General features: G+C 51.8%; 7 protein-coding genes. 3 read left to right on the top strand and 4 right to left on the bottom strand.

Annotated features, from left to right (window positions below):
* Positions 1 to 61: 61 nt before the first annotated feature.
* Together JQN59_RS10695 and JQN59_RS10690 are read right to left on the bottom strand one after the other, a co-directional pair.
* Positions 62 to 1,525: a pyridoxal phosphate-dependent decarboxylase family protein gene (locus JQN59_RS10695; RefSeq protein ID WP_149607717.1), complete on the bottom strand. Its 1,464-nt coding sequence runs from the start codon at positions 1,523 to 1,525 to the stop codon at positions 62 to 64.
* Between the two features lie 15 nt (positions 1,526 to 1,540).
* Positions 1,541 to 2,926, bottom strand: coding sequence for a diaminobutyrate--2-oxoglutarate transaminase (locus JQN59_RS10690; protein WP_008784983.1), 1,386 nt, complete (start codon positions 2,924 to 2,926; stop codon positions 1,541 to 1,543).
* 608 nt (positions 2,927 to 3,534) lie between these two features.
* Between JQN59_RS10690 and lysC the strand changes: the two genes are divergently transcribed.
* The gene (gene lysC, locus JQN59_RS10685) at positions 3,535 to 4,896 is read left to right on the top strand and encodes a lysine-sensitive aspartokinase 3 (protein WP_048216237.1); all 1,362 of its coding nucleotides are present in this window, start codon (positions 3,535 to 3,537) and stop codon (positions 4,894 to 4,896) included.
* A gap of 126 nt (positions 4,897 to 5,022) precedes the next feature.
* On the opposite strand, the gene ychH is transcribed toward lysC, so the two are convergent.
* Positions 5,023 to 5,304, bottom strand: coding sequence for a stress-induced protein YchH (gene ychH, locus JQN59_RS10680; RefSeq protein WP_003833480.1), 282 nt, complete (start codon positions 5,302 to 5,304; stop codon positions 5,023 to 5,025).
* Positions 5,305 to 5,578: 274 nt separating this feature from the next.
* Here ychH and pth point away from each other — a divergent pair, with 274 nt between their 5' ends.
* Complete coding sequence (gene pth, locus JQN59_RS10675; protein ID WP_048216236.1) at positions 5,579 to 6,163, top strand: aminoacyl-tRNA hydrolase; 585 nt, start codon at positions 5,579 to 5,581, stop codon at positions 6,161 to 6,163.
* Positions 6,164 to 6,278: 115 nt separating this feature from the next.
* Complete coding sequence (ychF, locus tag JQN59_RS10670; protein ID WP_003020818.1) at positions 6,279 to 7,373, top strand: redox-regulated ATPase YchF; 1,095 nt, start codon at positions 6,279 to 6,281, stop codon at positions 7,371 to 7,373.
* Positions 7,374 to 7,593: 220 nt separating this feature from the next.
* On the opposite strand, the gene JQN59_RS10665 is transcribed toward ychF, so the two are convergent.
* Entirely contained in the window at positions 7,594 to 14,559 is a 6,966-nt protein-coding gene (locus JQN59_RS10665) for an autotransporter outer membrane beta-barrel domain-containing protein (RefSeq protein ID WP_149607730.1), read from the bottom strand.
* Positions 14,560 to 14,857 lie beyond the last annotated feature (298 nt).

The following is a 14,857-nucleotide window of genomic DNA, read 5'->3' as shown; positions in this document are numbered from 1 at the left end:
AAATGACAGACAAAAAAATGGCTCCCTTACCTGGGAGCCATTTTTATAACAAGCTTATTGCTTACGCGTTCAACAGTTGCTCAGCCGTTGCCTTCACCCTTGCCAGCAGGACTTTAACATCCTCCAGACATACCGTCGGATTGAGCAGCGTTAGCTTCAGGCAGGTGACACCATCTGCTTCGGTCACGCCGACGTTGGCGCTACCAGAAGCCAGCAGAACGTCACCAATACGCTGGTTCAGCAGCGCGACAAACGCCATGTCGTCACTTTGCGGCCGGAAGCGGAACAGCACACTTGCCAGCTGCGGCTCCATCACCAGTTCAAGATGTGGCTGGGTTTTGACAAACTCAGCAACATCACGCGCCAGCGTCACACCGTTATCAATGATCTCGGCATACTGCTTTTTGCCCAGCGCTTCGAGGCCCATCCACAGCTTCAGCGCGTCGAAACGGCGCGTGGTCTGCAGTGACTTCGATACCAGGTTTGGTACGCCAGCCTCTTCATCGAAATCAGAGTTCAGGTACGCCGCCTGGTAACGCATCAGCTCGTAGTGGCGCGCATCTTTTAACAGGAACGCACCGCAACTGATGGTCTGGAAGAACTGCTTGTGGAAATCCAGCGTCACGGAATCTGCCAGTTCAAGGCCGTTCAGGAAGTCACGGTACTTCTCAGAAAGCAGTAACGCCCCGCCCCATGCCGCATCCACGTGCATCCAGATCTGATGTTCTGCAGCCAGCGCTGCAATATCCGCTAACGGATCGATTGCGCCCGCATCGGTAGTACCGGCAGTGGCGACGATTGCCATCACCTGCTCACCGTTGGCTTTCGCCTGGGCCAGCTTGTCTTTCAGGTCAGCCAGATCCATGCGTGAAAACGCATCGGTCTTCACCTGGGTGACGGAACGGTAGCCCAGCCCCATCAGCGCCATGTTCTTCTGCACGGAGAAGTGCGCGCTTTCAGAGCAGAACACTTTGATTTTACTCAGATCACCGGTCAGACCATCCTGCTGAATGGAGTGCCCCTGGCGAGCGAAAAAAGCATCACGCGCCAGCATCAGGCCCATCAGGTTACTCTGCGTACCGCCGCTGGTGAATACGCCCGCATCGCCTGCCGGGTATCCAACCTGCTCACGCAACCACTCGATCAGCTTGATCTCAATGATGGTGGCCGACGGGCTCTGGTCCCAGGAGTCCATACTCTGGTTGGTGGCGTTGATCAGCACTTCCGCCGCCTGGCTAATCACCAGGCTCGGGCAGTGCAGATGCGCCACGCACTGCGCATGGTGAACCAACAAGCTGTCTTTGAGAAAGTATTCAACCGCACGCTCAATAGCGGCCTGGTTGCCCAGGCCCTGAGACGTAAAATTCAGGTTGATACGTTCACGCAGTTGCTCAACGGTTTTACCCTGATACATCTCAGGCTGCTTTAACCATTCAACGACCGCTTGCGTACTCTGCTCGATAGCGTCCTGATAAGCTGCAATGCTTTGCGCCGAGCCGGACAGAATCGGGTTTACGTCTGACATTCGATCCAACTCCGTTTAAACCGGCTTCACGCCAGCGCCCAGCAGGGCGTTTTCGAATTTATCGAGGAAGATTTCCAGCTCAGCGTTGGTGATCAGCAGTGACGGCAACAGGCGCAGCACGCAACCATTGCGGCCACCACGCTCCAGAATCAGCCCATTTTCGAAGCATTTTTTCTGCAGCAACGCGGACAGCTCGCCATCGGCCGGGTAGCAGCCCATGTGATCCTGCGCTTCGTTCGGCTTCACGATTTCCAGGCCGATCATCAGACCCAGACCGCGCACCTGGCCGATAACCGGGTAGCGTTTCTGCAGGTCAGCCAGTTTGCCTTTCAGCCACTCGCCCTGGGCAGCAACTTTATCGGCAATCTTGTCGTCTTTGAGGATCTTCAGCGTTGTCAGACCGGTCGCCATCGCCAACTGGTTGCCGCGGAAAGTACCAGTGTGGTGGCCCGGAGCCCACGCATCGAACTGCTTTTTAATGCCCAGCACCGCCAGTGGCAGACCGCCGCCAACCGCTTTGGACATCACGATGATATCTGGCTCAATACCGGCGTGTTCGAAGGCGAACAGTTTACCGGTACGTGCAAAGCCCGCCTGAACTTCATCGATGATCAGCAGAATGCCGTGTTCCTGCGTCACTTTACGAATGCGTTGCAGCCACTCGACCGGAGCCGGATTCACGCCACCTTCACCCTGCACCGCTTCGAGGATCACGGCAGCCGGTTTACGCACGCCGCTTTCAACGTCGTTGATCAGGTTTTCGAAGTAGTAGGTTAATGCTTTAACGCCAGCGTCGCCGCCGATACCCAGCGGACAACGGTATTGATGCGGATACGGCATAAACTGCACTTCCGCCATCATGTTGCTGACCGCTTCTTTCGGCGACAGGTTGCCGGTCACGGACAGCGCGCCGTGGGTCATCCCGTGGTAGCCACCGGAGAAACTGATGATGCTGGAACGGCCGGTGACTTTCTTCGCCAGCTTCAGCGCCGCTTCAACAGCATCTGCGCCGGACGGACCGGTGAACTGCAGGCAATATTCTTTGCCCTGACCCGGTAATAAAGAAAGTAAATAAGATGAGAATTCATCTTTTAACGGCGTGGTAAGGTCAAGCGTATGTAACGGTAAGCCGCTTGTGATGACACTTTGAATGCTCTGCAGCACTTCAGGATGGTTATGACCAAGCGCCAGGGTTCCGGCACCTGCCAGGCAATCAAGATATTGATTATTTTCTACATCAGTAATCCAGACGCCCTGCGCTTTAGCGATCGCTAATGGCAGTTTACGTGGATAGCTGCGGACATTAGATTCAAACTCAGCCTGTCTTGCTAAAAAGGTATCATTGCTCTGCGGTAATGAATTAGCACTTAAAGTATCAATACGGACTTTATCCGTCATCATATCACTCCTACAACCAGGTGTAGATTAACGCCTGATTGAATAAATGGTTATAAGGATTACCTGTAAAAAAGCGCGGCTAATATATGTTGTTTTAGCTTAGGACTCAATCATTTATTTTTCGGCATTAAAAATAACAACTTTCCCCTTTAAATTCAAAGTGTAACAACCATTTACCATTACTAAATCCTAAAGAAATATATCTATTTAATTAACAATGTTGTAGCTAATTGCAACGCAGACAATCTAATAAAAACCATGGAATTTTCGTGTTTTTATTATTTTTTTACACGTTTTTACCATTAATGATGCTCGCAATATCTTGTGATGACATGATTTTTCACTTATTTGTCGATAAATCGAATAAAAAAGTCGATCCCTCAATATAAATCACTTAGTATGGCGCGCTTATTTGCAGGCTATGTAGATAAAATTAATGCGCAGCACCCGATAACGCGTACAGGCGACACGCGTTATCGACAACAGGTATTCCCTGGGTTGTCAGCAGAAATGTTCGCGGGCGGACATTTCGTAAGGCGAACTTCGTTCCCTTATGCCGAGAATGAAAATTTTCTAGCCATACTTTTATGGCGCCCTGATATGAGATTGTTATGACTCGCATTTATCCACCATCCGTCGTTGCCAAATTTGGCGGCACCAGCGTCGCTGATTTTGATGCGATGAACCGCAGCGCCAGCATTGTCCTTGCTGATCAAGATGTCCGTTTAGTCGTTTTGTCTGCTTCAGCAGGCGTGACAAACTTACTGGTTGAGCTTTCTGAAGGTCTGGAAACACATCAACAATTAGATAAGATTGAGACTTTACGCGCCATCCAATACAACATTATTTCCCGCCTGAAGCAGCCGTCCGTTATCAGCACGGAAATCGATAATCTTCTAAACAATATCCGTCGTCTTGCACAAACGGCGATGGTTTCGCCGTCTGATGCGTTAAGCGATGAATTAGTCAGCCATGGCGAGCTGATGTCCTCGCTACTGTTTACTGAAGTGTTACGTGAACGGCATGCTGAGGCCGGGTGGTTTGACGCCCGTAGCGTGATGCGTACTAACTCGAACTTCGGCTGTGCCGAACCCGAGCTTGGCACACTGCACCACCAGGTGGAGACTCACCTGCGCCCTCGTCTTGAGCAAGCGATTATGGTGACTCAGGGATTTATCGGGCGTGATGCCGCAGGGCACACCACAACGCTTGGACGCGGCGGTAGTGATTACACGGCTACGCTTCTCGGTGAGGCGCTTCACGCCACACGCGTTGACATCTGGACCGACGTCGCAGGGATCTACACCACCGACCCACGCATTGCGCCGCGGGCCAAACGAATCGACCATATTTCATTTTCCGAGGCCAGCGATATGGCCGCCTATGGTGCGAAGGTCCTCCACCCGGCGACACTGCTCCCGGCAATGCGTAAAAGCATTCCGGTCTTTGTTGGCTCAAGTAAGGATACTGCCGCCGGAGGTACGCTGGTGCACAACACCACCGATAATCCACCTCGCTATCGCGCGCTCGCCGTGCGTCGTAAACAGACGCTGTTGCGGTTACACAGTCTGGAGAAGCAAACTTCATGTTCTTTCCTGGCGCAGTCCTTCGCCATTTTAGCTCGCCATGCGGTCACGGTGGATTTGGTTACAACCTCAGAGAATAGTATTGCGCTGGCGCTGGACGCCACTCATGCAACCTCAGGTGAAGACCATGTGTTGACCACCGCATTGTTTACCGCATTGTCCTCCCACTGTCGGGTGGAAGTGGAAACCGGGCTGGCGTTGGTCACTTTGGTGGGGAATCAACTCACACAGGCTGCGGGAGTTTGCAAAGACGTTTTTGCCTGGCTTGAAGAGCATACGGTACGAATGATTTGCCATGGGGCGTCAAACGACAACCTGAGCATCCTGTTGCCGGCTGACAATGCAGACAGCGCGATCAAAGCGTTACATTATCGGTTATTCGAATAACGCTTCTTTGTAGTATGCCACCAAGGGTAGAAGTCGTTTAATCCAGTACTGACGAACAAGCAGAGCCCTGGTTTTTAAACCAGGACTTTGTGTTCAAACAACTGCACTCCGAGTTGGGAGAGCTATTTAGTTATGCCGGTGATTGGTATCACCGCGACGGCAGCGTTTGTCATAGTGGCGCACCCACCAGTAACGATCGCTGATTTGTTCGTGCCCCCCCACTCTGGCACCCGCCAACCAGAGGACACCACCAACAAAAATACTGAGCACGGCACCATGTGCGAAAAACTGTGGCAGATTAAATTGCGGCAGTTGGTTTAAAATAGAGTAACCAACACCACCCACCATCACCACCAACCCTAAAGCCATGAGCACGTTACCGAGTAACGAAGCGTTTTTGCGTTTCATGTGTCACCTCCGGAACTTTGGGTTGTTACAGGGAATACCCCTAATCCTTATGTGTAAAGTATAGACAACACTGCCGTTCGCAAGTGCGGGAGCGATCACAATTACAAACACTCATGCAACAAAACTTTACAAATAAGCTACTGAACATACTCATTTTCTAATAGTCCATTTGTGCAATTATTCAGCTTTTGGCGATAAGCACGCAGTTTTTTGTCAACAGCAGCGTCAGACAGTAAACTACACGTCGTTTATCGAAACACTCAGGACAAAACACGTGGCGATTAAATTGATTGTCGGCCTGGCGAACCCCGGCGCAGAGTATGCGGCAACGCGACACAATGCAGGAGCATGGTATGTCGATCTGCTGGCAGAAAGATTACGCGCTCCCCTGCGCGATGAGCCGAAATTCTTCGGCTACACCTCCAGAGTTACGCTTGAAGGTGAAGACGTCCGTCTGCTGGTGCCAACCACATTTATGAATCTGAGCGGCAAGGCTGTCGGTGCGATGGCCAGTTTTTATCGTATTAACCCCGATGAAATTTTGGTCGCACACGATGAGTTAGACCTGCCACCTGGCGTGGCCAAATTTAAGCTTGGCGGCGGCCATGGCGGACATAATGGCCTGAAAGACATCATTAGCAAGTTAGGTAATAACCCCAACTTTCATCGTTTACGCGTTGGAATTGGCCATCCGGGCGATAAAAACAAAGTTGTCGGATTTGTTTTAGGCAAACCACCTGTTTCAGAACAGAAGTTAATTGATGAAGCAATTGACGAAGCGGTACGTTGTACCGAGATTTTGTTCAAAGATGGCCTGACCAAAGCAACGAGCCGGTTACACACCTTTAAAGCGCAATAAGTAGCGATGTGGGGCATTTTTCTCGCGTGCTGTGTATAATAGGCAAAGTTATTTACATTTCTACAATCTGTTTTCCATAACAGGTTGAATATCAAAAGATTAAGGTGATTTAAACATGGGATTCAAATGCGGTATCGTCGGTTTGCCAAACGTAGGCAAATCCACCCTGTTCAACGCGCTCACAAAAGCGGGTATTGAAGCGGCAAACTTCCCGTTCTGTACTATCGAGCCGAACACCGGTGTTGTCCCGATGCCCGATCCGCGTCTGGATCAGCTGGCCGAAATCGTCAAACCGCAGCGTATCCTGCCAACAACGATGGAATTCGTCGACATCGCCGGTCTGGTAAAAGGTGCGTCCAAAGGTGAAGGTCTGGGTAACCAGTTCCTGACCAACATCCGTGAAACCGAAGCTATCGGCCACGTGGTGCGTTGCTTTGAAAACGACAACATCATCCACGTTAATAACAAAGTGGATCCGGCTGACGACATTGAAGTTATCAATACCGAGCTGGCGTTGTCCGACCTCGACACCTGTGAGCGCGCTATCCATCGCGTGCAGAAAAAGGCCAAAGGCGGCGACAAAGACGCTAAAGCAGAACTGGCTGCGCTGGAAAAATGCCTGCCACAGCTGGAAAACGCTGGCATGCTGCGCGCGCTGAAAACGCTGACTGACGAAGACAAAGCGGCTATCAAATACCTGAGTTTCCTGACGCTGAAGCCAACAATGTACATCGCCAACGTCAACGAAGACGGTTTTGAAAATAACCCGTACCTCGATAAAGTGCGCGAAATCGCGGCTGCCGAAGGTTCTGTTGTGGTTGCCGTTTGCGCAGCCGTTGAAGCTGACATCGCAGAACTCGATGATGCTGACCGTGAAGAATTCATGGCTGAAATGGGTCTGGAAGAGCCGGGCCTGAACCGCGTTATCCGTGCTGGCTACGAATTGCTGAACCTGCAGACCTACTTCACCGCTGGCGTGAAAGAAGTCCGTGCATGGACCATTCCTGTCGGTGCCACGGCTCCGCAGGCAGCCGGTAAAATCCATACCGACTTCGAGAAAGGCTTTATCCGCGCACAAACCATCGCGTTTGAAGATTTCATCACCTATAAAGGTGAGCAAGGTGCGAAAGAAGCTGGGAAAATGCGTGCCGAAGGTAAGGACTATATCGTCAAAGATGGCGATATCATGAACTTCCTGTTCAACGTCTAAATAAAATGTGTTGTCTCATGAGGTTGCAACGAATCTCATGAAAATGACAAAACCTATAAAATCCACGCAATTGCGTGGATTTTTCATTTCATAATGTCTCAACTTATTGAACAGGCCCCGTCGTGAGGAAAGAATTTGTCTACGAGCGTGGGGTCAGTCCAACCAGCAGGATTGCCAGGCAAACCACTGGTTGCCTGGCAAAAAGGTCAGGAGACGATTATCAGAAGTTCCATTTCGCGCCGATCATTGCCGCACTGTCATTATAGCCTTTATCACCCACCTGCACGCCGACATTGCCCCACAGGTTGAAACGTGGGCTGACCTGCCCTTCGACACCCACTTTCACCTCACCCAGGTTTTTCGTTCCGGCCTGGCTGACGTTAACGCCGTCCATCCGGGTGCTGAAATCACGGGTATTGTGCAGCCAATTAACTTCGGCAAACGGCTGGAACTCACGCGCTTTACCGTTATCGAGCTGGCTGTGGCCTTTGATCCAGGTTTTCACACCAAGACGCGTTTGCACATTACCGTCACCGCTGCTGGTGATGCGGGTGCCGTTGCTTTCACGGTGATCGTCGGCTTTCACGCCCATCCACACGGCCTGTGCCTGCGGCTGGATATACCATTCGTTGGTCGAACCTTCACGCGTCTGGTATTCCCCCATTTTCCAGGTGTAGCCGGTTTCCACCGAGGCGTTCACCCCTTTCGATTTATAGGATTCGCCCTGCAGACCTTCACCCTTCACGCTGTTGTTAAACCAGTTGTACTGTGCCCAGGTATCGACATACAGCCCGCTGTGCGTCTCGTCGTTGGCATACCAGGTTGAGTAAACCCCGGCGGAATAGCCGTTCACAGACCCTTTCGAACCATACTGCGTACGTGACGTGTGGGTATTGCTGTGGTCGTTGCCGTAACCGGCCATCAGACCAAGATGCCAGCGGTCAAGACCACTCTGGCTCCACTGCGCCACATCACCGCCCAGTTGAACGGCGTAACGGTTGCTCTGCGTTTTGAGCTGCCCGCTGCCATCACGCCAGTTGTTGTGACCGCCCACGTGACGCATCCACATGCTGGTGACTTTTTGCTCGCCGGTTAACGCGTCGATGAACTGTGTTTCACCCAGGCGATCGTGCAGACGGGTCACAAACAGGGTGTTTGCCGCCGCCAGGTTTGCGGTGTAGCTGCCGCCTTCCGGACGCAGATCCGGCGTTTCTTTATCACCCGGATCCGTGCCCGGGTCCGTTTTGCTGCTGTTTAGATACCAGTTACTGCTGTTTTCACCGGTACCGCGGTTCAGGGTGTAGTCATACGCCCCGGCAACAATACGGCCTTTCTGGGTGAAATCACCGTCGGACGCCCCCTCAACGGTAATAACTTCAATACCGTTGATGGTCGCCGCCCCTTTGCCCCCGGCATTCGTCACCGTGACATACGTGTTGCCGGAGGTGTCACCTTCCACAACCAGCTTATCGGTGACAGATTTATCGTCGCCAAGCGCGGTGTTAAGTGACAGCAGCCCATCGTTGCCCGCATAGTTACCCTTAATCACCAGTTGGTTACCGGCTTGTTGACCGGACACACCGGTGGCCATCGTACCGTTGTTGGTGACGTTTCCACCCACCGTAAAGGTGTGCGTACCTATACTCTCAGCGGTGCCAACCTGAAGCAGACCAGCGTTGTTGATATCACCTGCCACGCCGCCAAACCCGGATAACGTTCCCTGTTCTGCGATATTGACCTGCTTGCTGCTCAGCACCACTGAAGCAATCTCGCTGCCCAGCTGCAGGCCCCCCTGCTCAATGTGTGTGGCACCGGTCCACTCGGCATTCTCGCCCACGGTGATGGTGCCACTGCCGAGCTTGGTAACGCTGCCCGCACCGGAAACAATGTTGTTCAGGTCCCAGCTACTGGCGCTGTTGAGCACCAGGGAACCGGCGTTTTTCACCGCCGCATCGCCCAGATGTTCAGCCACGGACGCGGTAAGCTGCGATCCACCATCAATGTCAAAGGTTCCGGTAAACTCGCTGTTGTTACCGGCCAGCACCACATCGCTGTCGGTCAGTTCGACACTGCCGTTATCGCTGATGGCGTTGTACAGCACGCCTGCGGCATTACTTAACGCCAGCGTACCGGCCGCCACGATGTCACCAGTACCGAGGCCCAGCGTAGAGTTCAGCAACGCCGTGGCCCCTTCGGCAATCGTGGTTTTCGCGGTCATAGTGCTGTTTTCACCCGTGACAGTCAGCGTTCCTCCGTTCAGGTTGAGCGCGCCGCTACCTGTTAAGGTGCCGTTCGCCTCACCGCCATCCGCAATCGTCAGGCTGCCACCATGGATATTCAGCAAAGAATCGACAGCGGCCGTCAGTTTACCGACCGTCTGGCTGTAGCCGTTCATATCAAAACCAGTGTCAGATGCCAGACGCAGTTCGCTGGTCTGCCCCAGCACGTCGTTGTTATTCATCAGCAGGTTGCCGCTACGCACATCGGTGATGCCGGTGTAGTCGTTATCCATATTGGAAAGTGACACGGTCTGGCCTTTGGCGCTGTCGAATGCCAGGTCGCCGGTGCCAGTGACGCGGGCGCTGAGGTCAGCGGCATTACCTGTTTTATCGTTGGCATCCAGCACCAGCGCGTTACTGCCGGACGCTAGCAGTTCAACCTGCGTCAGCCCGTAGCTGATATACAACCCGTCGTCGTTTTCTCCACCGGTCAGGCGGTAGTCATAAGTGCCTTTGGCCACCACTTCATCATTCTGCTCGATGTCGGCCACCACGCCATCGCTGATGACGTTGCCGTCTTTGTCGGTTAACGTCAGGTTGCCCGCGCCACCCTGCACAGCGGAGTCAGAGGTGGCCAGTTTGATCAACTCCTGTGCGTCGTCCTGCTCAAGCAGGGAGAGCGTCGTATCCGCCTGTGGACGATCATTGCTGACGCTGCCGGTATCCACCTGAACGGTCCCGCGACCACTCAGATCCATTTTACCCGCATGGATCGTACCATCCGCTTGCGTTTTGCCCGGCGTAACACCGTCGAAACTCACCGTGCCCCCGTTAAACGCCAGCCCGCCGATATTCTGTTCGCCCTTGCCGACATGCGTGAGGCTGCCTTCACCCGCGCTCAGCGTCGCTTTAGCCAGGGCCTGAGTATTTAACCCGGCCAGTTCAAGGGTGCTGTTTTGCAGCGCAAGCGTGCCCTGGAAACCGTCTGCGGCATTGTTGGCGGTAAAATCAAACGCCTTGCCGGACGCATCCACAGACACGGTCCCGGTTCCCGAGAGGTGGCTGTTGAACGCCATATCGCCGGTCGCGTTCAGTTGCAGCGTACTGTTCGTATCAATGCTGTAACCCGTATTCGCTGCATCATCTTTTGCGTCACCCAGGACGAAGTCGACGTTATTGACGGTAAACACGGAGTTGCTGGTCAGATCGATATGCTCCATGCCGGTAATGGCGTCGGCACTGTTCAGAGTGTACTGTGCGTTCTGCAACCGGAGCGTGTCTTCACCTTCTCCACCATTCAGGCTGGTGAAGAGCGAGGTTTCCGTCGCCTTGATGTCTTTCAGCAAGAAGAGATCGCTGCCGTTACCGGTGGTGATATCGGTTGCCGTACTGCCGGACTCCAGCGTGACGGTGTTATCGCCACTCAGTAAATTTACCATCCCGGTGATGCTGGCTTCCGCGGCATTGGTAAAGGCAATGCCCTTCCCTTTAACGATTTCCAGCGCTTTTTGCGAAGCATCCAGCGCGCGGATCACCCCTTTATTAAGGAAGCTTTCCAGAGAGCCGTTATCTGCATCGACCACCGCATGCGAAGTGGAAACTGACGTCAGCTCGCCCGACTGTTCAATATTTTTCGTGGTCCCGCCGACAACCAGCGCCTCTGCGCCATCGCTGTCCAGCACGTTGACGCTGGCACCGGTTTTCAGGTCTGCGGAGGAATTGGTGACGATCCCTTTACCACCCGCCTGCTGGACGTTGATGACCAGATCGCGCGAGTCGGACATATCCAGGGTCTGATCGGTTTGCGAACCGTCCATACTTTCAAACAGGATACCTGTGCCGCTGCCAGTGACGTTGATGGTGCCAGAGTTGATCCGATCCATGGAAGCCCCGGTATGCACACCAACGCCGTTTCCGACGGTAATGTGGGTCTCTTTGAGTTGAATACCGGCAAGGTTGGCCTGGTTTTCAATGGCGTTACCGCTGCCGCCCGCGGCCATCGTGATGGTTGCGCCATCAACGACCAGCCCTTTCGCCCCGCTTGCCAACAGAATGGCGTGCGCCGTGCCGTCAGCGGAAGTTTGCCCTTCACCGGTCAGGTTAAGCGTTGCGTCGCTCTCGACCAGATACGCCGCGGTGCCATCGGTTGCAGAAACGGTCGCGCTATTGTTCACCACGGAATCTGCGCCCTGAATATTGACCGCCACGCCATTCACCTGAATATCGCCGTCGTTGTTCAGCGTACCGCCGGAAATCAGCACTCCGGTACTGTCCGACTGATCAAAATCAATAGTGCCTTTATGGTTCAGCGTACCACCATTACGAGCGATATAGCCGAAAGCGCCGTCAGCGGTGTTGGCCGTTTCAAGGGTGGCATAGCTGGTTAATACCGACTCACCTTTTTTGGCTTCAACGACTTCACCATCCAGGCCATAGTAGTTTCCGTCAACAATGCCCGCCGTTGTGCCCTTACCGGCGACTTTAACAATATCGGCATCCGCCGTGATTGTCCCCGTAGCACCGCCTTCAATACGAACGCCAGTTGAGCCTTCACCCATAATGCTTAACGCCAGCTTGCCGGAGTTAAAACTGCTACCTGCATCCGTCGTAAGGATAATGGTGGAGTTATCACCCGTTGCATTCATTTGTGACTTATTGGTACTAGAACCATCAAACGCAGCGCCGCCATCGACGCGATAAAGTGTCGAATCTGTCGTCGAAACCGTTTGATTACTCGTGGCATTATCGATAATTGACGATCCGGCACCGTAGATGTAATACCCCGTCTGGTGACTCCCTTCATTGAAGGTCACCGTTCCGTCATCCACCAGGGTGATGGTGCCTTTATCACGCGCCTGAACACCGATGGCATAATCGCCATTGAGATTGACGTCGCCTGATACCACGGCGAGGGCATCCTCACCACTCGCCCGGATACCGTAGTTCGCGTAATGCGTCCCCTCATCTACACCGGAGTTGACGTTAATGACACCCGCGTGCGTGATTTTTCCTCCGGCTTCCACATCAATACCGATACTGTTTTGCCCGTTTTGATTGATTACGCCGTTGTTCACGACCCGGTTTTCACCGGTACCTGATTTTACGTTGATCCCCACGTTCGCAATCGAGGATTCGCCGGGCAGATCGCCGTTGATCTCTATCGTGCCATTTTGATTTAACGTCGCGGTATTTTTAACAACGATGGCTGTTGCGTTCGTTGTCTGAGAACCAATTACAATTTTTGAGGCCCTATCGCCGTTATACGTCGCACTGCCTGATAACAGAACACCGATGGAGTCTCCCGAAATACGAAGATCGTTAGTCGCATCCGTCCCCTCACGTTGAGCCTCCCGGCCGATGTACAACATGCCGTTATGGTTAAATGTTGATTGCTGGCCGGCCTCAACACCTGTTGTGACCGGTGTGCCAGTGGTATTCGTCTGCGCGATTGATGCGACATTTATCGTGCCGTCATTTGTCAGCACCGCAGACGAAGAGAGTAGGACACCTTTATTACTGTATTGAGAAGAGCTCGTTGCCAGGTTAATCACGCCAGTGGCATTGTTATTAACAGTGGATGTGCCGTTTGCCAGGATAGCCGTGTGCTGGCCTGCTGCGACTAATGCTGCGCTCGAACCCAATTTTTCAGCCATGTCAGGGTTAGTCCCTGCATCAACAACCCCGTTGTTCTCAAATACAGAACCACTGTGAACGGCGACGACATAGGCCCCACGAAGCGTATTGTTATTCGACCCTAGTGTGCCCTCATTGATTAAGGTTGCACCATTTTCCAGGTTAACCAGCGATGCATCAGACCAAAAAAGTTGCAGATTAGCGTCTTTATCAATGTTAATAACGGCATCTTTGCCGGTTCCGTGGATGTAGGAGACGGTATCACGATTAACCGTTCCTCTAACTGCATCATCAGACGCAATCCCATCCTCATTCGCATAAATAGGGATAGACCCGGTAGTTCGCGCCAAATTCAGTTCAGCGTTGTACTCTGCACTGGTCATTGAGAGCTCACCTTTTTCAATCGCTGCGATTAACGCAGCGTTGTAAGCTTTAAACTCCTCCACATTTGTCACATTTTGTGGCCCAAGTTTGCTGGTGAACTCACCTGTAAATTCGTCAATCACTGGGTACGCAATAGCCGTGCCACCACTGTGATTGTTGTAATCATTACCTAACTGGGCTATTGTTTTAGAATGGTAATTAAGCTCTGCTTTGTCACCAGACTCACTGGAAACATTAAAAACTGATGCTTTATTTATGCTACTCGTATTTGAACTTTTGAAAACAGCGCTAAATAAGTTTTCCCTATCATTAATCCAGTTGGCATCCTGACTTCCAACATTGACATCAAGAGTGGCTCCACTATTAACGTTGTATAGATTACGATCTATATACTGGCCGTTAGCACCCACGGCATTTGAAATCGTAACATTAAAGTCGGCGAGAGAGTTAATGACCATCGCATCATTATCGTAGACCGCTATTGATGTCGTATTCCCGGTAACTGGATCTATAAAGTCAATTACTTTGCTTTGCGAGCCGATGTTAAATATGTTGTTATTCTTAACATACTCACTATTAGTACCTAGAAGACCTTTATCATAAGCCTCACCCAGAGTCATATTGGTGTAACCACTATTACCATACGAAACATTCGAAAAGCTACCTGACAATGTATTATCCCGTCCACTCACTGTTATCTCTATGGCATCTTGTGGGGTCATGGAGTCTACTACATAATCTGTTGCCTGTGATTTCGCTGGAAAAAGTGCAAGCATTAATAAAGCGACAGGTGCCATTCGAAAAACATATGCATTCTGGAATTCTGCGCTGTATTGTTCTTCCGTAATAAGCGAAGAACTGCTTGATTGTACGTTTCCACGTGCCAGTTCGGAAACAACAACGGCACACGAGCGGGCTACGCTCCAGATAACCTTAAATACTTTGTTCATCATCTCACTCGCTTTTAACAGCCCATTTTCTTTCGCGATTACTTCACAGGTGAATTTGGGCCAAAATTATCAGTGCCTGATTTTTAGCTCAGGCGTTTCGTGAGTGATTTTACTTGCCGCCCCTCTTCTAGGGTATATATAATGAATAATGCGTTATTTATAGATACATCATCTATAAAAATAAACATTTAAAGATTATTGTGCTGAATTTTAAATGGTGTTACACGACATTTTATTGGTTAGCGGAAGTATACATTCTGGTGAGTACATATTATCGATATATATTTTCAGCATGTCG

The organism is Citrobacter sp. B72 (genome assembly GCF_016894305.1).
In the GTDB taxonomy this organism is placed as follows: domain Bacteria; phylum Pseudomonadota; class Gammaproteobacteria; order Enterobacterales; family Enterobacteriaceae; genus Citrobacter; species Citrobacter portucalensis.
Note: the sequence above shows the minus strand (reverse complement) of the source record. Positions and strands in the feature narration are given on the sequence as shown.